The following is a 20,195-nucleotide window of genomic DNA, read 5'->3' on the forward strand; positions in this document are numbered from 1 at the left end:
GTCTTTTTCTGTTTGCAGATAACATTGACGTAACTGAGTAGAAGTTATTCTACCGGAAGAACGGAGGTTGTAATGGAAGAGATAAAGAGTATCAGAATAAGCGAGTTAAAGGACTTTAAGAACCATCCTTTTCATGTGCAGCAGGACATAGAGCTGTGTGCCCTTATGAAAAGTATTGAAGATGAGGGTGTGATTGTACCTTTGCTTGTAAGACCGAATCCTGACGGAGAAGGTTATGAAGTGATTGCAGGACACAGACGAAAGGCAGATGCCGGCTGGGCTGGTCTTGCGGAGGTTCCGGCAGTTATAAGAGAATTGGATGATGATCAGGCGATAGTGGCGATGGTAGATTCTGTGCGCCCGTAAGGCGTTTGGGGTGGACACCCAAGCGACGTGGGTCATTATGATTTTGTTTTGAGAAAACAATAAGAAAAATTATCAAGTGTGAAGAACACAGTCTTATCGCCAACAACTAACCTTGAATGGAAACATAAAGGGGACAACAGCACGTTTGTAAAGGCACAAGTCAACAAAGCTTCCAAGTTGCGACTGAGTGTCGAGGTGAAAGGTACTATATGAGGATGAAAGCTAAACTGCTTGAAGGAAAGTCAGAGGCTAGAGCTAACCATCTCCGCACCGAAGGGAAGATGTTACGGTGATGTATTGGCAGATTAGTATTTTGCTGTCTGCAATCTGCGTGATAATCAATGCAAGCTAGCCATAGGTTCATTTGAGGATGCATCTGAAATCAAGGAAAAATTCAGAGTATTTCTCGAGGATACTCTGCATCTTGAGATGTCCGAAAAAAAGACCAAGATAACACATAGTCAAGATAAAGCAAGATTTCTTGGATATGATATCACCACCGCAAAGAACTCAGCGCTTATGCAATCATCAGGGCATACAGAAATGCCTATTCAGGCGGTTGGACAGGAACAACCTGTGCCTGACGATAAGGGTGCTTCTGGGAATATGGATTACACAGAGGAGGATGTGAAGAAGTATCAGATGGATCCTGATATCAATGAGTTGCTGGATTTCAGTTTTTGCGGGGAATGACAGCAGAAGGCTACAAAACATTTATAAATGGAAGTGTTATGGCATCATTTATGGAAGGAATTGTAGCCTCAATTTTAGAAGAAAAAAGTGGTGCCGGATACGGCACGAATTGTAGCCAATTAAATACAGTTATCAGCGTAATTGAAGCCATGTATCTTTGCGAAGGTATGTGGCTTTTTCCTTTTTGCGCTGAGGATAGATTTTTTAACCAGCCCTCGTGCATTTATGCGAGGGCTAAGCCTCGCAGAGCGAAATACACCCATCGCACAAAACTTCGTTTTGTACTCTGTGTATTTCGCCCTTGCAGGGGGCTATCACGCCGGATACGGCGGTGGGTTCGTAAACGGACACCTATATGTCCACTCACATTGGCATTAGAAGTGAAAGAAAGAGTTGCAGGAGCAGATTGCTGTATTGGATAGAAAAGCAGGGAGGATGAAATCAGAGCTTTCAAATGTGCTTCAGGATGCAGACTATGCAAATGCTTCGGAGTTTTATACCGAGCTATTCATGGTTCGTGAGGAGAGGCAAAGGTATGAAGAGGCTTGTAAGGAATGGCAGCAGAAGTGTGTTGAGGTGGAACTTGTAGCGGTGAAGGATAGTAAGTATTTTGGGGACGTAATTCCGATTAGCAGGAATAGAGGGCGATAAAGTAAGGCGATGCTATTAGTGAATCTGATAGCATCTGTGTAACTACATAGTGACAATTTTGCATCTTCGAAGTGGTAGTCTATGCAAAATATCATCGAATTGGATGAAAAAGGAGAGAATTACCGCATCCTTTGGGGTCTGGTAAACGGAGGCAGACCGACCAGTGAGCTGCCGAGTCACCTGATGAACCATGAAGTGAAAAAAGGCGTTACCAATGTTTATCATGCACATACCACGAATGTGATCGCACTGACATTTGTACTGCCGTTGGAGGATAAAGTATTTACTAGAGAACTCTGGGAGATGGCGACCGAGTGCCCGGTTGTATTTCCTTCCGGAATCGGTGTAGTAGGATGGATGGTGCCGGGCGGCCGTGAGATCGCAGTGGCGACAAGTGCCCTGATGAAAGAATATGATGTGGCAATCTGGGCGCATCACGGCATGTTCTGCTCAGGGGAAGACTTTGATCTTACATTCGGATTAATGCACACCGTAGAGAAATCCGCGGAAATCCTTGTAAAGATGCTGTCCATGAGACCGGATAAAAGACAGACAATCTCACCTCAGAATTTCAGAGATTTGGCGAAAGATTTTAAAGTAACTTTACCGGAAAAGTTTCTATATGGCAAATAATGTACATATCACATATTTGGCGTATCAGAAGCATGAAGCATGTTTCGATATTCCATAGGCGTACATCCGTATTTCTTGCGGAACAGCTGAAAGAAAAAGCTGGTATTCTGATATCCGACGGCAAGGCTGATATCATTTGTGGAAAGTGCGGTGCTCCTTAACAATTTTGCCGCCTGAGAGAGCCGGTGTGTCTGGACCAGCTCTTTGTAAGTGGTTCCGGTATGCTGGCGTATGTAGGCAGAGAGATAGTTTGGGTGCATATTAAAAAACTCAGCTGTAGAAGAAAGGGTACAGTCCGCAAAGTTTGTTTCGATATATCGGAGTATGGTATAAATCTGATCCACAGAGGCGTGATCTAGAACCATACCGTGCTGGAACAGATTGATCATCTCGCAGGTAATCAGCGTAAAAAGACTGTCTAAAAAAGGTCCGGATGTTACGGACGGAGAATAAAATTCACAGAGAAACTGGTTGGCAAGATCTGCCAGCCGGTTTTGTTTTTGTTCCGGGGAAAAGACAATATACATGCTTTCCTGCATCGTGGTGTTCAGAGCCTCAATGAAAAAGTGTGTAAGGTAATTATCCTGAGACAGGCGTTCAAAAAAAGTACCGTTCAGATATTCGCGCGTCAGCAGAAAATTGATGATAATATCATTTTCTGAACATCTTTTGACAGAATGAGGTGCATTCTGGCTGATCAGAACCATCTGCCCGGCTTTTAGCCTGAATGTAGTCTTATTTATCGTCATTGTGCAGGAACCAGAATAAATATAACTCAACTCCAGCCACTCATGGATATGCAGAGGTACGTTTTCAAAACGATCCTGTTTTACAACAGCGAAGTTGTAATAACTCGGAAGCACTTTCTTTGAAAGAAATAAAGAACGCAGATCTTCAAGGTTCGTATCAAAACGGTAACAGGGTGTATCAAACTTACCTCTGGCAACAGGAAATTGTGAATAATCTTTCTTTACACCATTCAGACGCTGGGTTTCTTCGGTAGTGTGCTGCTTCAGAAATTGATTCAATGCAGATAATGTCATCATATATAATCTCTCCTTTTCGAGATATGAATGAACTGTGATTATAGTCATCAGCAGTTTATTTAACCTGTCTAAAATATACCATATTGGGGGCAAAGGTGTACAGAGTAATCTCGGATATTTATTAAGTTTGGTCGGTAAATCACTTATGTTTCGTTGATGTAATTTTAGTCTGTATAAAGTAAGATGTCAGTAAGAAAAGGAGGCATAGGTTAGGATGAAGATATTTTTTGCAGTAGTGGTGATTGTTTTATTATTTGTAATCGGTGCGACATTATATGTCTATAAAAAAAGTGCCATGTTTTTGCCGGCACTTCTTGGCATCTGCGGATTTCCAAAAATAAAGGAAAGCAGCTATTACGATGAAAACGGACATTTCCGTCCGGGAACGGGGGAGGACAAAGTTGGATTTTTCATGCAGCATCCGGTATTCGGCGGTTTTAAACATATGTTTTTCAATGTGGAGGACAACGTGCTGAAAGCTATTGCGCCTGTAAAGTATAAGGATTTTTTAAAGGCGCCGGGCCGTGAGGAACAATTGGATGCAGCCTTGGAATCTTTCAATTATCTAACCGGACTTGTTGAGAAAGGTCAGGCAAGGCTGGTGTCGGATCTGTATCCTGCGGAAGCAGTGAAGGGTCATCCGTACAGGTCACATCTGACGGGAATGTTTTATCAGGGACAACAGGGAAAACCACTTGCCATTGTAGTTCCGGGAGGCGGATTTATCAGTAATGTAACTGATTGCGAGGGGTATCCTGTGGCGATGAAGCTGCATAAAATGGGATATTCTGTTTTCGTCGTAAGTTATCCGGTCGGCAGACAGCTGGGTGAGACAGAACAGGTAAAGCAGGGACAGGCTGCCGCGAGGGAACTGACACAAGTGATTCGATATCTGACGGAGCATCAAAAACAGTTTTCTGTAAACATGGATGATTATGCCATCTTTGGTTTTTCAGCAGGAGGACTTATGACCACGGCGTATTCATTTGCCAATTATGAGGACTGCTGCCACAAGAATCATCTGCCAAGACCGAAGGTGATCTTCCCTATGTATGGTCTGGACTGGAATATCAAAGCTTTGCAGGAGGACAAGGGACTGGCGGTATTTTCTATCGTAGGGCGGGATGATGAGTTCGGTTTTGCAAATGTGGAAGATAAACTGCCGGAATTAGAGAAGGTACTGGGCAAAGAAAATGTGTCGGTCAGAATCGTTGACGGACTGGGACATGGATTTGGAATAGGAAATGAAACAAAAGTGAAAAACTGGCTTCAGGAAGCAGTCATCTTCTGGGAAGCCCACAGATAGGAACAGATAAGAATTTATTTAAGGAGGATTTCATAATGAGCAGAAACCTGAAAGAATTGATCAGACAGATGACACTGGAGGAAAAAGCAGGACTATGTTCGGGAGCGGATTTCTGGAACACGATGGGAATCGAAAGGTTAGGGATTCCTTCCGTTATGATGACAGACGGCCCGCACGGCTTGCGCAAACAGGAAGGCGCGGCAGATCATCTCGGCCTGAATAAAAGTGTGAATGCAGTCTGCTTTCCGGCAGCCTGCGCCACGGCATCCAGCTTTGACGTGGAACTGATGGAATGTATGGGACAGATCCTTGGGGACGAGTGTCAGGCTGAGAACGTGGGCATGCTCCTCGGCCCTGCAGTTAATATCAAACGCAGTCCTCTCTGCGGAAGGAATTTTGAATATATGTCCGAAGATCCATATCTGACAGGAAAGATGGCGTCAGCATATATCCGGGGCGTACAGTCGAAAGGCATCGGAACCAGTATGAAACACTTCGCCGCGAATAATCAGGAAACAGACCGTATGCAGATATCGTCGGAAGTATCGGAACGGGCTTTCCGGGAAATTTATCTGCCGGCTTTTGAGGAGGCGGTGAAGAAAGCGCAGCCAAAGACTGTGATGTGCAGCTACAATAAGATCAACGGAGTATTTTCTTCAGAGAATAAGAAGCTTCTGACAGATATCCTGCGGGATGAGTGGGGATTTGAAGGATATGTGGTCAGTGACTGGGGAGCTGTAAATGACCGGGTGAAAGGACTGAAAGCCGGTCTTGACTTGGAGATGCCGGGATCAGGAGGATATAATACAAGAAAGATTATTCAGGCAGTGGAGAATGGAGAACTGGAGGAAGAAATTCTTGACAGAACGGTGGAACGCATACTGAAAGTAGTCTTCTCCTACACAGATAACAGGAAAGCGGAGACTGTATTTGACAGGGAAAAGGATCACAAAGCAGCGGCAGATATCGAAACAGAGTGCGCCGTACTTCTGGAAAACAGGGGAGTGCTGCCGCTGAAAAAAGAACAGAAAGTAGTCTATATCGGGGAATTTGCAAAGAAACCGCGATACCAGGGCGGGGGATCGAGTCACATCAATACGGACAGCGTAGTGTCGGCTCTGGAAACTGCGGTGAGAAAAGGCAGGGCAGTGGAGTACGTGAAAGGCTTCTCGTCAGAGCGTGACGAGATGACAGAAGAGGATCTGAAACAGGCGTGTGAAGCGGCAGCGGGCGCAGATGTAGTTGTAATCTTTGCCGGACTGCCGGACAGCTTTGAGTCGGAAGGATATGACAGAACATCCATGGAACTGCCAAAGTGTCAGAATCGCCTTATAGAGGCTGTGGCTGAGATACAGAAAAATGTGGTAGTGGTTCTTCATAACGGAAGTCCCGTAGAAACTCCATGGGCGGAGTCTGTAAATGCCATTCTGGAGATGTATCTGGGAGGAGAAGGCATTGGGGAGGCCAGCGACCGGCTGTTATTTGGGGAGGCAAATCCAGGAGGACGTCTGGCGGAGACGTTCCCATATCGTCTGGAAGACAACCCGAGTTACCTGAATTTCCCTGGAGACGGCAGGACTGTTCTCTATGGAGAAGATATCTTTGTCGGATACCGTTACTATGATGCGAAGAAAGTACCGGTGCGCTGGGCATTCGGCCATGGACTGTCATATACGGAATTCAGCTACAGCAATATGAAACTCTCTTCTGCGGAAATGAAAGATGGAGATATTCTGAAGGTGAGCATTGATGTGGAGAATACAGGGAAGAGGGCAGGAAGTGAAGTGGTTCAACTCTATGTCAGTGACAAGGACAGCACGGTGCCAAGAGCAGTGAAAGAACTAAAAGGGTTTGCGAAAGTATTTCTGAATCCGGGTGAGAAGAAGACGGTTACAATGGAACTTTGCGCGAGAGATTTTGCTTACTACGAGACAAAGATTCACGACTGGTACACTCCGTCAGGTACATATGAGATCCAGATCGGGCATGCCAGCGATGAGATCAGAGAGGCTGCAGAACTTACATTTACTACTGATGTGCTGCTGCCGTTCACTGTGGATATGACCACTACAATGGGGGAATTGATGAACCACCCGAAGACAGCAGGGAAAATGATGGAGTATCTTGAGGGGATATCACAGGGAGAAGAACCTAAGAAAGAAGATGGGGAGGTACAGCTTGTGACTCCGGAAATTATTGCGCAGATGCCGCTGAAATCATTTTTAAGCGTTATTCCGGGCGAAGCGATCGAGCAGATGATCGTGGAGTTAAATGCTCTGTGTCAGTAGTGGGAGGAACGGTTGGCTTATTATTGGATGAAAAAGTATCAGCATGAAAATGAGGAAGAATTATGGGCAAGATTTATGCGGCAAAAACAAATCATATCACAAACCCTTTAGGGTTTTATCTGAAACCGTTGGTATTTTCATGGAAAGTGAAAGGCGGCAGAGGACAGGAACAGAAACATGCAAGGATTGTGATCAGCAAGAACAAAACCTTTACAGATATCTGTCACGACACGGGGGAGGCAGAGCTGGACAGTCTCTCTGCAAGAGTGGAATTTGAACCGCAGCCGTATACAAGATATTACTGGAAAGTTATTGTGACAACAGATGCAGAGGAAGTGATCGAATCAGACACGCAGTTCTTTGAGACCGCCAAAATGGATGAACCGTGGACGGGCAGGTGGATTACCTGTGACAGCAGTCAGGAACGGCATCCGATTTTCTCAAAGAGGATTCGTCCGGCAAAAGAAGTGAAAAGCGCAAGACTGTACATTTGCGGCCTGGGATTGTATGAGGCATATTTTCTTGGGGAAAATAAAGAAAATCCTAAGAAAATCGGTGAAGAGTATCTGACTCCGTACTGCAATAATTATGACCGGTGGATCCAGTATCAGACGTATGACATCACAGAACAGGCAGAACGAGGAGGTGTGCTGTCTGTTCTTCTCGGAAACGGTTGGTATAAAGGCAGGTTCGGTTTCAATGATCCGGAGCGGGAAGCATATTACGGTGACGAGTGGAAGCTGATTGCGGAGATTCACATAGAGTACAAAGACGGAACGAAAGATGTGATCAGTTCTGATGAAACCTGGTCAGTTACAAGAAGCAATTTGTGGTTTTCCAATATCTATGACGGTGAGAGAAGAGATGATACGCTGCCGCCGGTAGAGGAGTCTCCTGCGCGGATCGCAAAGGTTCCGAAAGGCCGGCTTATGGAACGGTTATCTCTTCCAGTTAAGGTACAGGAGGAGATGAAGCCGGCAGAGCTGATCCATACTCCTGCCGGAGAAGAGGTATTTGATCTGGGGCAGGAGATCACGGGGATCTTCCGGCTGCGGGTGCATGAGCCGGCGGGGACAACTATCAGGATTCAGACGGGCGAGGTGCTTCAGGACGGATGTTTCTACAACGAGAATTTAAGAACTGCACTTTCGGAGTACATTTATGTTTCTGATGGTACAGAAAAGGTGATTACGCCTCATTTTACATACTATGGTTATCGATATGTGAAAGTGACCGGGGTTAGGGACCTTTCGTGTGAGGATTTTACGGCGCTTGTTCTTTACAGTGATTATGAGAGCATCGGGGCAATCGAGACAGGGAATGATCTTGTGAACAAATTAATCTCCAATATCGAATGGGGAATGAAAGGGAACTTTCTGGATGTGCCTACAGACTGTCCCCAAAGAGATGAGAGGATGGGCTGGACAGGAGATACACAGGTATTTTCCGCGACTGCAAGCTATCTGGCTGATACCTATGCGTTTTACCGAAAATATTTATACGACCTGTATCAGGAACAGCTTCTGGCGGGCGGAATGGTTCCGGAGATTGTCCCCACATTCGGACCGACAAAATGTTCCTGCGCATGGGGAGACGCCGCATGTATCATCCCCTGGAACGTATATTTGTTCAGCGGGGACAAAACAATACTCGAAAACCAAATTGAGAGCATGAAAGCGTGGGTCGATTATATCCGGAGAATTGATGGAGACCATCATGGATGGAGACAGGTTTTCCATTATGGTGACTGGCTTGCTCTTGACCGTACAGGTGCCGCTGCGAACAGCGTGTATGGAGCGACTGATGAAGCATACATTGCAGACATCTACTACGCGGCAAGTGCACAGATTGTTGCAAAAGCAGCAGAGGTGCTTGGACTGGAAGAAACGAGACAGGAGTATCAGAAAATCGCAGACCGTCAGTGGCAGGTCGTGAAAGAAGAATATTTTACTGCTACAGGCAGATGTGCGGTGAAGACGCAGACAGGGCTTATTCTTGCACTGAAATATCATCTGTCTGAAAATGAAGAACTGACAAAGCAGATGCTGCAAAAGCTTCTCAGGGATAATAAAAATAAATTAAATACCGGGTTTGTAGGAACCCCGCTTCTGTGCAATGTCCTGACTGATCATGGAATGACAGACGCGGCATACCGGCTGCTTCTGAATAAGGAATACCCGGGCTGGCTCCATGAAGTGAAGCTGGGAGCAACAACGGTGTGGGAGCGTTGGAATTCACTGGATGAGAGCGGACATGTCTCCAGCACGGGGATGAACAGTCTAAATCATTATTCTTACGGCGCTGTATTGGAGTGGATCTTCCGTCATGCGGCCGGGATTGATGTGACGGAACAGAACCCGGGAGGCAGGGTGATGCGGATCAGCCCGAAAGTGAATAATGGACTGAAATATGTAAAAGCTGTTTATGATTCGGCAAGCGGATGCTATCAGTGCGGCTGGGAGATATCAGAGGATAATAAAATCACGGTCACTGTTACGGTTCCGTTCGGCGGAAGTGCAGAAGTGGTTCTTCCATATGCGTCGGAATCTGTATATGAAGATAAAGAAAATCCATTATTTGAAGAGGTGGAAAATGGAATCTGCCGTGTGAGAGCCGGAGAATATGAAGTCGCTTATGAGGCGTCACAGCCTTTAAAGAAGAAATACAGCATAGACTCGACAATGGAAGAACTGCTGAACCATCCGGATATCCGCGCGTTTCTTTCTCAAATGATGGAAGTGGATATGATCCCCGATATTGCATATGGGCTTTCGCTTAGAGATGTCGCGAAAACATTCGCAGGAGAGATAAAAAAAGATGAGGCGCAGATGCTGGATGCGGCACTGGCAAAATTCTAATCAGGAGGGTTGCTATGGAGCTTATAAGGCTTAAAGTAAACAGTCAATATAGACCATGCGTGGACGAAGCACCTTATTTTTCATGGGTAATCACTAGTGATGAAAAGAATGTGATGCAGACATCCTATCATATCACAGTGAAAAATATGGACGAAGTAATGTGGGATTCTGGAATGGTAGAAAGTGATAAAAGTATTTTTGTGGAGTACTCCGGGAAACCATTACAAAGTCTCAGTGACTACAACTGGACAGTGGAAGTGACAGTTAATAACGGAGAAAAGGCGGCGGCATCCTCATCCTTTGAGACAGGATTTATGAAGAAAGAATGGACGGCCGAGTGGGTGAAATCTCCGTTTCCTATGAAAAAGGTAAAACCCGGAACCGGCGGGCAGAACCCGGCAGAATATTTTCGCAAAGAATTTGATGCACGAGACGGCATAAAACGAGCGCGCGTTTATGCCACCTGTCACGGAGCATATCAGCTCAGCATGAACGGAATGCGTCCGGATGACAGAGAGTTTGCGCCGGAATTTACCGTCTATTCTAAATATCTGTGCTACCAGACTTATGATGTGACCCCGTTTTTGAGAGAGGGAGGAAATGTCATAGGAATGCTGGTGGGGGACGGCTGGTATGACAGCGCGAACTTTAAACCGAGAAGCAGGAAGTTTAAAGCCGAACATTCTGTGTTATTTCAGATAAAGATTGATTATGAAGACGGAACGAGTGAAATGGTGCTGTCAGATGATACGGTGAAAGTTTCAGAAAGTCCGATTCGTTCATCAGATCTGTTTGCAGGTGAACTCTATGACGCACGGATGGAACAGGAAAACTGGAACTGCTGCGGATTCGATGACAGCAGCTGGAAAACCGGTATTCCATGCGGAAAAATTTACGTGAACCTGGTGGCTCAGTACGGGGAACCGGTGCGCCCGGTAAAAGAAGTGCCGGCAGTAGGAATGACAGTTAGCCCGAAAGGCGAGACGATCATTGACTTTGGACAGAACTTGGCAGGTGTTCTGCGGGTAAAAAGCAAACTGCCGGCCGGAACAAAAATGGTATTAGATCATTTTGAAACTCTTGATCAATATGGAAACTATTTCAACAATATTTTCATGTCAGAGAAAACAGGGCACAAGCAAAGTGATATTTATATCTCAAACGGGAAATTCACAGAATACATACCGCATTTTACATATCATGGATTCCGCTATGTGAGAGTGACATGCGATCAGCCGGTGAGCCCGGAGGATTTCACAGCGATTGTCCTGTCTTCTGACAATGAGGATCTGGGAACATTTGAGACGTCCAACGAAGATATAAACCGGCTTTACGAAAATACAAGATGGTCTCAGCGGTCGAATCTGTTTTCAATCCCCACGGACTGCCCGCAGAGAGAAAAAGGCGGATGGACCGGAGATATCCAGATTTATGCAAGAACAGCCATGCTCAACGAAAATGTAACCCCATTTCTGACAAGATGGCTGCGTAATATGACCTTCAGTCAGCAGAAAAATGGGGCAATCCCCAATGTGATCCCCCTTACCGGAATCTATGAATTACTGGAGAAACTGAATCGGATCGTATACCGCAATTTTGAACCGGTGGGAGAAGCAGGATGGGGAGATGCCGCCTGTATCGTACCGTGGAGCATGTATCAGCTTACAGGAAATATCAGGATACTGAGAGAGCAGTATGACACAATGAAAAAGTGGTGCGACTATATCATCAACACTGCAAAGAAGCGTAGAGGCAAGATGAAACATCCAAAAGAAATTGACCAGTATCTGTGGAATACAGGACATCAGTACGGGGAGTGGCTCATACCGAGCCAGACAGTAGACGGAGCAGACCAAAGCGCTGCAAAACTTATCAATACTTCTACATACTGCGCGCCAATTTTTGGATGGAATTCCTGCCGGATCATGGCAGATACGGCAGCACTCCTCGGGCATACATCAGACGAATTATACTATGATGACATTGCGTCCAGAATGAAATCTGCCATTCAAAAAGGACTGATCGATGATGATGGGAAGATGCCTCTTGATTTTATGGGCAGTTATGTGCTGGCAATCGCATTTGATCTTGCTCCTGAAAGGAAGAAAAAAAGTATCGCCGGACATTTGATCCGCAAGATAGAAGAAAACGGGGATTGTCTGGATACAGGGTTCCTGACGACGCCGTATCTGCTGGATGCGCTCTGTAAGATCGGCAGGATGGACAAGGCATATAAAATCCTGCTCCAGACAAAGTGCCCGTCATGGCTTTATGAGGTGAAGCAGGGAGCGACAACAATCTGGGAAAATTACATTTCTTACAAGGAGGACGGGTCTCCGGTTATGACAAGCCTGAACCACTATGCCTTTGGATGCGTGGACGACTGGATGTTCCGGAAGATAAGCGGCATTGATATGGCTGCTCCCGGATTTAAGGAGATTGTAATCGCACCGGAGCCGGACAATGCGTTTACCAGTGTAAAACGTACTTATATAAGTGAGTACGGGGAAATCGCAGTCAGGTGGAGTATGGACGAAGGGAAATTTAAGCTGAAAGTAAAAATCCCCTGCAACACGACTGCCGTTGTAAAGATGCCGGATGGCAGATTATACAAGGTAGGAAGCGGAATGTATCAGTTTGAATAAAGAATCAAAGAAAACAAAATGACAGTATTTGCGAGAACTGACCGGTAAATACAGACGGTTAGTTCTCTTAATATGAAAGTTGAAAATAATAAGGAGTTAGGGATTATGAAAAAGAAAATATTGAAGATTATCTTAAGTATCGTTTTAATTCTGATTCTGGCTGTGGGAATCGGCCTGACATATTTAGTAGGAGCAGCAGGCGGTGGAGGACCGTTTGATTTTGTCTGGAAGAACAAACTGAAAAAAATGCCGGGAAACGCAGAAAAATACAGTCTGGAAAATATAGAACCGTTAGAAAACAGCCCTCTTGAAGGGAAGCGTATCTGCTACCTTGGATCATCTGTAACCTTAGGTCTGTACTCAATGGATGTTTCTTTCGCAGATTATATCTCTTACAGAAATGGCTGTGAGTATGTAAAAGAAGCTGTAAGCGGTACTACTTTAGTGGATAACGGAAAGACGTCTTATATCCAAAGGATGAAAAATAATATCGGTACAGATGAGAAATTCGATGCATTTGTCTGTCAGCTTTCCACGAATGACGCGTCGAAGGAAATGCCGATGGGAGAAATCAGCAGTTCAGAAAATCTGGAGGATTTTGATACACAGACGATAACAGGAGCAATGGAATATATCATTGTATATGCAAAGCAGACATGGAATTGTCCCGTGATCTTTTATACCGGAACAAAATATGACAGTAAACAGTATCAGCAGATGGTAGATGTATTGTTTGAGCTTCAGGATAAATATGGAATAGGCGTGATCGACCTTTGGAATGACGAGGAGATGAATGACGTTTCTGAAAAAGAATATGAAGTTTATATGGCAGATCCGGTTCATCCGACGCAGGCAGGATATCTGGAATGGTGGACGCCTAAGATGGAAGAATACTTATATCAGTTTTTAGAAAGATGATTATTATATTAAGTTTCGTCGGTAAACTGCTTATATATCGTTGGTGATTTGCCCTTTGGAATTATTTATAATTGAATCAAACAATGAAAGGACGGATAACGAAATGGAAAATTCAGTTACAAAAAGAGAAAAAATCAGTTATGGTTTGTATTTTATGGGACAGAATGTATTCTATGGACTGGTAGGATATATGACTACATATTTTACAGATATCGGCATAACGGCAGCATTGGTTGCGATCGTGGCGCTTATCACGAAAGTGTGGGATGCCATCAACGATCCGATCTTCGGTATGATCATGGATAAGGTGAATTTTAAGAAAGGGAAATTCCTGCCGTGGCTTCGAATATCTGTCATAGCGATTCCGGTGGCAACTATTCTTCTTTTTATAATACCTACCGGGATTTCCATGACGGCTAAAATCATATGGGCAACACTTGCTTATATGTTATGGGATACAGCCTATACCCTTTGCGATGTACCGATTTTTGGTATTGTTACCACGATGACAATAGACCAGAAGGAACGTGTTTCACTAAACAGCATAGGAAGATTGTTTGCTATTTTTGCAGGTATTGTTACAGGAATTGCCCTGCCGTTGGTACGGCAGCGGTTAGGCGGCTGGTCAACAACAGTAATTGTGTTATCTCTTTTGTCATGTGTTATGATGATTCCGATTTGTCTGTTCGCAAGGGAGAGAGTAATTGAAAAAGAAAGAGTCCAGAATGACGGGGCAGAAGAAAGTTATACATTGCGAGATATGGTAGAATGTCTGCGGAAGAACAAATATTTATTGCTTTTCTTTGCGGCTCCGCTCATCAGCAGCCTGCTTAATGTTGGTGCAAATTGGGGCTTATACGTTGCCCGGTACTGCCTTGGCGGTGAAGAAGCTGCCTCATATGTTTCGATGGCGGTAATTATTCCGACCTTAATCGGTGCGGTTATGGCAGTAGAATTATGCAAAAAATATGATAAATTTAAAGTCTTCTATATTTCATATATTTTCGCGTTACTTCTGGGAATTGTAAGATTCATAGCCGGGTATGAGAATATGATGGTGTATGTGATTTTAAATGCCTTAGGAGGAATTCCGCTGGGAATAGCAGTTATACTGCAGTATCAGTTTACGCCGGACTGCTACGAGTATGGACAGTACAAGACAGGATTAAAAATGCGTGGTGTAACGTTTGCGGCGCAGACATTTTTTACAAAATTAAGTGGAGCGATCGCAACAGCAGTCAGTGTGTTTGCGTTAACTATAATCGGCTTCCGAGAGGGAGAAGGCGTTGTTCAGGCGGCAGGATTTGCCGATAAATTATGGACATTCAGCTGTCTTGGCAGCATTATCGGGGGTATTTGCACTCTGCTTATACTTCGTCTTTACAAGCTTAATGACCATGATGTCCAGCTGATGGCAAAATGCAATAATGGTGAGATCAGCCGTGAAGAAGCAGAGGCACAGATGATCAATCAGTATTAAGAAAAGAAAGGAGGACTTTTGCGATGGACAGAATAAAGGAACTGATTTCAAAAATGACGCTGGAAGAGAAGGCAAGTCTCTGCTCGGGCGCTGATAACTGGCATACGAAAGAAATCAAACGACTGAACATTCCGTCAGTTATGATGGTGGACGGCCCTCACGGACTGAGAAAGCAGGAAGGGGAAACGGATCATCTGGGATTGAATGAAAGTGTGAAGGCCGTTTGTTTCCCGGCAGCCTGTGCAACAGCCTCCAGCTTTGATGTTGACCTGATGGAACGGATGGGAGAGACGCTGGGAGCGGAGTGTCAGGCCGAGAATGTAAGCATACTGCTTGGCCCGGCGGTGAATATTAAAAGGAGCCCGTTATGTGGGCGGAACTTTGAGTATCTGTCGGAGGATCCATATCTGGCAGGTAGGATGGCATCGGCATATATCCGCGGAGTACAGAGTCAGGGCGTGGGGACAAGCATTAAGCACTTCGCACTGAATAACCAGGAAACACTCCGTATGACGATATCTTCCGAAGTGTCAGAACGTGCGCTCAGGGAAATCTACCTGCCTGCGTTTGAGGAAGCGGTGAAAGAATCAGCTCCAAGAACCGTCATGTGTAGCTACAACAAAATAAATGGAGAATATGCTTCGGAAAACAGATATCTTCTGACAGATATCCTGAGAAAAGAATGGGGATACAAAGGCTGCGTCGTCAGTGACTGGGGCGCTGTAAATAACCGTGTGAAAGGACTGCAGGCCGGACTGGATCTGGAGATGCCTTATTCCGGAGGATACAATGACAGACAGATTGTGAAAGCAGTACAGGAGGGAAGACTGGACGAAGCTGTGCTGGATGAAGCGGTGGAGCGGGTATTGAATGTTGTGTTTGCCGGTGAAGAGCAGCATCGTCCGGAAGATATATCTGATAAGGAAACAGATCATAAAAAAGCAGCTGATATTGAGACGGAATGTGCGGTCCTGCTGGAAAATAACGGTATACTTCCGCTGAATACAGACAGAAAGGTTGCCTATATAGGGGAATTTGCCGAAAAGCCGCGGTATCAGGGCGGCGGCTCCAGCCATATCAATCCGTTCAGGGTTGTTTCGGCATTGGATGCTGCCGGAGAAAAAGGGCGTAGCGTGACTTATGCAAAAGGATTTTCTAACGAAAATGACTCGATGACGGAACAAGAGCTGGAAAAAGCGCTTCGGACTGCTGCAGAAGCAGACGTCGCGGTAATCTTTGCCGGGCTGCCTGAGATATTTGAGTCGGAAGGGTATGACAGAACATCCATGAAGCTGCCAAAATGCCAGGACCGGCTGATCGAAGAAGTGTTGAAAGTACAGCCTAATGTTGTAGTGGTACTCCACAATGGAAGTCCGGTAGAACTGCCATGGGCAGACCGGGTAAGCGCGATCCTTGAAATGTATCTAGGAGGTCAGGGCGTTGGCGAAGCCTGCGACCGGCTGTTATTCGGGGAAGCAAATCCGTCCGGCAGGCTGGCAGAGACATTCCCGTACCGGCTGGAAGATAATCCGAGCTTCCTTCATTTTCCGGGAAATGGAAAGCGGGTGTTATATGGCGAGGATATCTTTGTCGGATACCGTTATTATGATACAAAGAAGGTTCCGGTGCGGTATGCATTCGGACATGGGCTGTCTTACACGGAATTTACTTATGGGGACCTGACTTTGTCATCGGCTCAAATGACGGATGAGGATATACTGACAGTCTCTCTCAAGGTGAAAAATTCAGGAAAGACAGAAGGAAAAGAAGTCGTACAGTTGTACGTGGCTGACCTGTGCGGCATATCGGAGAGACCGGTCAAGGAATTGAAAGGATTTGCCAAAGTTCATCTCCTGCCGGGAGAGGAGAAAACGGTGTCGATGGAAATTTCGGCGAGGAATCTATCCTATTATGAAGAACGTCTTGGGGACTGGTATGCGCCATCCGGAACATATCGGATCCTGATCGGCCATGCTTCTGATGACATCCGCTTACATGCTGATGTTGTGTTTGAAACAAAGAAAAAATTGCCCCTTCGCGTAGATTTCACAACAACGTTCGGAGAATTATTGGATCATACGAAAACCGCTCCCGTTATTACGGAACTGCTGGCGCCTTTGGCAGCAGCGGCCGCATCAGCAGAAGGGATGAGTGACGAATACAAGAAGCTGGGAGAGCAAGTTATCCGGGAAATGCCGCTGAAATCTCTGCTGGGGCAGATGCCGGGAGAGCAGGTGGAACAGCTGATCGGGCAGCTGAATTGTTTACTTGCACAATAGGATAATTGAGGATGAGGTAGCGGTAAATGGTATTCGTAATATGGCAGAAGAGATTGTGTTGAAAGAATTGATTTACAGGTAAACAAAGAGCTGAAATCTTAAGCTTGGTAGGTAAAATGATGAAATTCCGTAAATGATTTTATGAGGCAAATCCATTATACTCGAATTACAGTGTACACAATGAAAAAAGGAAGGAGCTTGGAAAACGGCAATATGAATCAGATTTACGCAGCAAAAACAAATCATATCACGAATCCGGTGGGATTTTTACTGAATCCGGTGGTTTTTTCGTGGAAGGTCAGAGAATGCAGGGGAAAGAACCAGAGATGTGCCAGAATCCTTGTGGCAAAGGATGAAACCTTCGCGGATGTTCTTTGGGACACCGGGGAGGCAAAGCTCGACAGTCTGGCTGTAAAAGCGGAGATGAATCTGGAGCCTTGTACCAGATATTACTGGAAGGTAATCGTTACTACGGACGCAGACGAAGTGCTGGAGTCCGACGTACAGTTCTTTGAGACGGCAAAGAGGGACGAGCCGTGGGTGGGAAAATGGATTACCTGCGACAGCAGGATGGAACGCCATCCCATTTTCTCAAAGCGAATCATTCCCCGTGGAAAGGTAAAAAAAGCCCGTCTCTATCTCTGCGGACTGGGGCTTTATGAGGCATATTTTACGGATGGAGAGAAAACCGAAACAGATATTTTAAAATCCGCGAAAATTGGGGAAGAATATCTGACCCCGTACTGCAATAACTACAATCAGTGGTTACAGTATCAGACGTATGATGTGACCGCGCAGATGCAGCGCGAAGGTGTGTTGTCCGTTCTTTTGGGGAATGGGTGGTACAAAGGGAGGTTCGGGCTCAATCAGACAGAACAGAAAGGATTTTACGGCGACGAGTGGAAACTGCTGGTAGAGGTGCATCTGGAATATGAGGATGGCACACAAGAGATAATCGGCACGGATGACACATGGGAAGTGACAAGGAGCAATCTGTTTTTTTCCAATATATATGACGGGGAGAAACGGGATGATACCTTGGAACCTGTCGAACCTGTCAGCGCGCAGCTTGCGGAGGCGCCGCAGGGGCGACTGACGGAGCGGCTGTCCCTTCCGGTGACTGTGCATGAACAGTTTACACCGAAGGAACTGATTCACACCCCGAAGGATGAATGGGTGTTTGACTTAGGGCAGGAGATTACCGGGATTTTCAAACTTCATGTCCATGAGCCGAAAGGAAAAGAAATCAGAATCCAGACAGGCGAAATCCTGCAGGACGGATGTTTTTATAACGAAAACTTAAGAACCGCTTTGTCGGAATATGTGTATATCTCTGACGGGGAAGAAAAAGACATTGTTCCGCATTTTACATTTTACGGATACCGGTATGTAAAAATCAGCGGGGTAACCAATGTCTCCTGTGAAGATTTTACGGGAATGGCACTCTACAGTGATTACGAAGGTACCGGTAGTATACAGACAGGAAATGAACTGGTAAATCAGTTGATTTCCAATGTGGAATGGGGCATGAAGGATAATTTCTTAGATGTGCCGACAGACTGTCCGCAGAGAGATGAGCGCATGGGATGGACAGGCGACACACAGGTGTTTTCGGGTACGGCATGTTATCTGGCGGATACCTATGCATTTTACAGAAAATATCTGTACGATTTGTATAAGGAACAGCTGATTGCCGGAGGGATGGTTCCGGAGGTGGTGCCGACCTTCGGTCCGTCGAAATGTTCCTGTGCATGGGGCGATGCGGCCTGTATCGTTCCGTGGAATGTCTATCTGTTCAGCGGGGATGCTGCCATATTGGAACAGCAGTTTGACAGTATGAAGGCTTGGGTGGACTATATCCGTAAGGTGGACGGAGAGCACCACGGATGGAGACATTCCTTCCATTACGGAGACTGGCTGGCGCTTGACCGGGTGGGAGCCGCGGCGGGAAATGTATACGGAGCGACCGATGAAGGCTATATTGCGGATATTTATTATGCGGCAAGCGCGGAGCTTACAGCGAAGGCAGCGGCGGTTCTCGGGCGAAAGGAAGAGGAAAAACAATATCGGGAAATCGCCGAAAAACAATGGCGTGTGGTAAAAGAAGAATATTTTACCCCGACCGGAAGATGCGCGGAAAAGACACAGACGGGTCTTCTGCTGGCTCTGAAATATCATTTGTCAGAGGACGAAGAGCTGACCAGAGAGATGTTAAAGAAACTTTTCCGCGAGAGCAGAAACAAATTGAATACCGGATTTGTGGGAACCTCTCTTTTGTGCAATGTGTTGACCGATAACGGAATGACGGATACCGCCTACCGCCTGCTTTTGAACGAGGAGTATCCGGGGTGGCTGCACGAAGTGAAACTGGGAGCCACCACAGTCTGGGAACGATGGAATTCACTGGATGAAGACGGTAAGATATCCAGTACCGGAATGAACAGTCTCAACCATTATTCTTACGGGGCGATTCTGGAATGGATGTTCCGCCATGTGGGAGGAATCCATCTTTTGGAAGAATCTCCGGGAGGAAGAAGGATTGCAATTTGTCCGAATGTCCATTATGATTTGAGAAGGGCAGAGGCAGTGTATGATTCGGCCGTCGGACAGTATGCATGCAGCTGGGAAATTATGGAGGATAACAGGATTAGAGTCAAAATTACGATTCCGTTTGGCGGAGAAGGCGAGGTGCGATTGCCGCATGCTCCGGAGATTCTGTTTGAAGATAAGACAAATCCACTATTCGCAACAGTGGTGAACGGTATTTGTTATATCACTGCAGGAAACTATGAAGTCGTATATGAGGCAACTGAGAAGTTAAAGAAAATATACAGCGTGGAGTCAAAGCTGGAAGATTTGCTGAACCATCCGCAGATACGGGCATTTTTGTCGACGATGACCGAGGTGGATATGATACCGGATGCGGTCTATGGACTGTCGTTTCGACAGGTGGCGGAGATGTTTTCCGGACCGATGGATGAAGGGCAGACAGAGATGTTGAATACAGCATTATCACAATATTAACGAGGAGA

12 protein-coding genes and 1 pseudogene are annotated in these 20,195 nt (G+C 45.7%); 12 read left to right on the forward strand and 1 reads right to left on the reverse strand.

Features of this window, described 5'->3' with window-relative positions; genetic code table 11:
• Nucleotides 1-72: 72 nt before the first annotated feature.
• The 4 genes and pseudogenes from PGS38_RS05465 to rhaD all read left to right on the forward strand — a co-directional run.
• On the forward strand, nucleotides 73-366 hold the full coding sequence (locus PGS38_RS05465) for a ParB N-terminal domain-containing protein (RefSeq protein WP_055267517.1): 294 nt from the start codon (nucleotides 73-75) through the stop codon (nucleotides 364-366).
• Between the two features lie 429 nt (nucleotides 367-795).
• A complete protein-coding gene (locus PGS38_RS05470) occupies nucleotides 796-1,059 on the forward strand; it encodes a hypothetical protein (RefSeq protein ID WP_055267519.1) in 264 nt (87 codons plus the stop codon).
• A gap of 414 nt (nucleotides 1,060-1,473) precedes the next feature.
• Nucleotides 1,474-1,710 (forward strand): hypothetical protein, encoded by a 237-nt coding sequence (locus tag PGS38_RS05475; protein ID WP_118700810.1) that lies wholly within the window; start codon nucleotides 1,474-1,476, stop codon nucleotides 1,708-1,710.
• Between the two features lie 90 nt (nucleotides 1,711-1,800).
• Nucleotides 1,801-2,343: pseudogene (gene rhaD, locus PGS38_RS05480) on the forward strand (rhamnulose-1-phosphate aldolase); the annotation flags it as partial.
• A gap of 8 nt (nucleotides 2,344-2,351) precedes the next feature.
• Here the strand turns inward: rhaD and PGS38_RS05485 are convergent.
• Complete coding sequence (locus tag PGS38_RS05485; RefSeq protein WP_158565064.1) at nucleotides 2,352-3,389, reverse strand: AraC family transcriptional regulator; 1,038 nt, start codon at nucleotides 3,387-3,389, stop codon at nucleotides 2,352-2,354.
• A gap of 214 nt (nucleotides 3,390-3,603) precedes the next feature.
• Here PGS38_RS05485 and PGS38_RS05490 point away from each other — a divergent pair, with 214 nt between their 5' ends.
• From PGS38_RS05490 to PGS38_RS05525, 8 genes are all read left to right on the forward strand, one after another.
• On the forward strand, nucleotides 3,604-4,695 hold the full coding sequence (locus tag PGS38_RS05490; protein ID WP_055267525.1) for an alpha/beta hydrolase: 1,092 nt from the start codon (nucleotides 3,604-3,606) through the stop codon (nucleotides 4,693-4,695).
• Between the two features lie 35 nt (nucleotides 4,696-4,730).
• The gene (locus tag PGS38_RS05495; RefSeq protein WP_117802661.1) at nucleotides 4,731-6,983 is read left to right on the forward strand and encodes a glycoside hydrolase family 3 C-terminal domain-containing protein; all 2,253 of its coding nucleotides are present in this window, start codon (nucleotides 4,731-4,733) and stop codon (nucleotides 6,981-6,983) included.
• A gap of 62 nt (nucleotides 6,984-7,045) precedes the next feature.
• A complete protein-coding gene (locus PGS38_RS05500; protein WP_118594967.1) occupies nucleotides 7,046-9,841 on the forward strand; it encodes an alpha-L-rhamnosidase in 2,796 nt (931 codons plus the stop codon).
• 14 nt (nucleotides 9,842-9,855) lie between these two features.
• Entirely contained in the window at nucleotides 9,856-12,486 is a 2,631-nt protein-coding gene (locus PGS38_RS05505; protein ID WP_117813817.1) for a family 78 glycoside hydrolase catalytic domain, read from the forward strand.
• A 105-nt stretch (nucleotides 12,487-12,591) separates the two neighbouring features.
• On the forward strand, nucleotides 12,592-13,404 hold the full coding sequence (locus PGS38_RS05510) for an SGNH/GDSL hydrolase family protein (protein WP_227093632.1): 813 nt from the start codon (nucleotides 12,592-12,594) through the stop codon (nucleotides 13,402-13,404).
• A gap of 55 nt (nucleotides 13,405-13,459) precedes the next feature.
• Nucleotides 13,460-14,884: an MFS transporter gene (locus tag PGS38_RS05515; RefSeq protein WP_147398242.1), complete on the forward strand. Its 1,425-nt coding sequence runs from the start codon at nucleotides 13,460-13,462 to the stop codon at nucleotides 14,882-14,884.
• A 23-nt stretch (nucleotides 14,885-14,907) separates the two neighbouring features.
• Nucleotides 14,908-17,163: a beta-glucosidase gene (locus PGS38_RS05520; RefSeq protein ID WP_118700806.1), complete on the forward strand. Its 2,256-nt coding sequence runs from the start codon at nucleotides 14,908-14,910 to the stop codon at nucleotides 17,161-17,163.
• Between the two features lie 213 nt (nucleotides 17,164-17,376).
• On the forward strand, nucleotides 17,377-20,187 hold the full coding sequence (locus PGS38_RS05525) for an alpha-L-rhamnosidase (RefSeq protein WP_270476011.1): 2,811 nt from the start codon (nucleotides 17,377-17,379) through the stop codon (nucleotides 20,185-20,187).
• Nucleotides 20,188-20,195: the final 8 nt, after the last annotated feature.

It is taken from the genome of Fusicatenibacter saccharivorans (assembly GCF_027667425.1).
GTDB classification, from domain to species: domain Bacteria; phylum Bacillota; class Clostridia; order Lachnospirales; family Lachnospiraceae; genus Fusicatenibacter; species Fusicatenibacter saccharivorans.

Coding starts and splice junctions, on each gene's coding strand:
- PGS38_RS05465 (WP_055267517.1), top strand. CDS start 73: ATGGAAGAGATAAAGAGTATCAGAATAAGCGAGTTAAAGGACTTTAAG.
- PGS38_RS05470 (WP_055267519.1), top strand. CDS start 796: ATGTCCGAAAAAAAGACCAAGATAACACATAGTCAAGATAAAGCAAGA.
- PGS38_RS05490 (WP_055267525.1), top strand. CDS start 3,604: ATGAAGATATTTTTTGCAGTAGTGGTGATTGTTTTATTATTTGTAATC.
- PGS38_RS05500 (WP_118594967.1), top strand. CDS start 7,046: ATGGGCAAGATTTATGCGGCAAAAACAAATCATATCACAAACCCTTTA.
- PGS38_RS05525 (WP_270476011.1), top strand. CDS start 17,377: ATGAATCAGATTTACGCAGCAAAAACAAATCATATCACGAATCCGGTG.
- PGS38_RS05510 (WP_227093632.1), top strand. CDS start 12,592: ATGAAAAAGAAAATATTGAAGATTATCTTAAGTATCGTTTTAATTCTG.
- PGS38_RS05520 (WP_118700806.1), top strand. CDS start 14,908: ATGGACAGAATAAAGGAACTGATTTCAAAAATGACGCTGGAAGAGAAG.
- PGS38_RS05495 (WP_117802661.1), top strand. CDS start 4,731: ATGAGCAGAAACCTGAAAGAATTGATCAGACAGATGACACTGGAGGAA.
- PGS38_RS05505 (WP_117813817.1), top strand. CDS start 9,856: ATGGAGCTTATAAGGCTTAAAGTAAACAGTCAATATAGACCATGCGTG.
- PGS38_RS05485 (WP_158565064.1), bottom strand. CDS start 3,389: ATGATGACATTATCTGCATTGAATCAATTTCTGAAGCAGCACACTACC.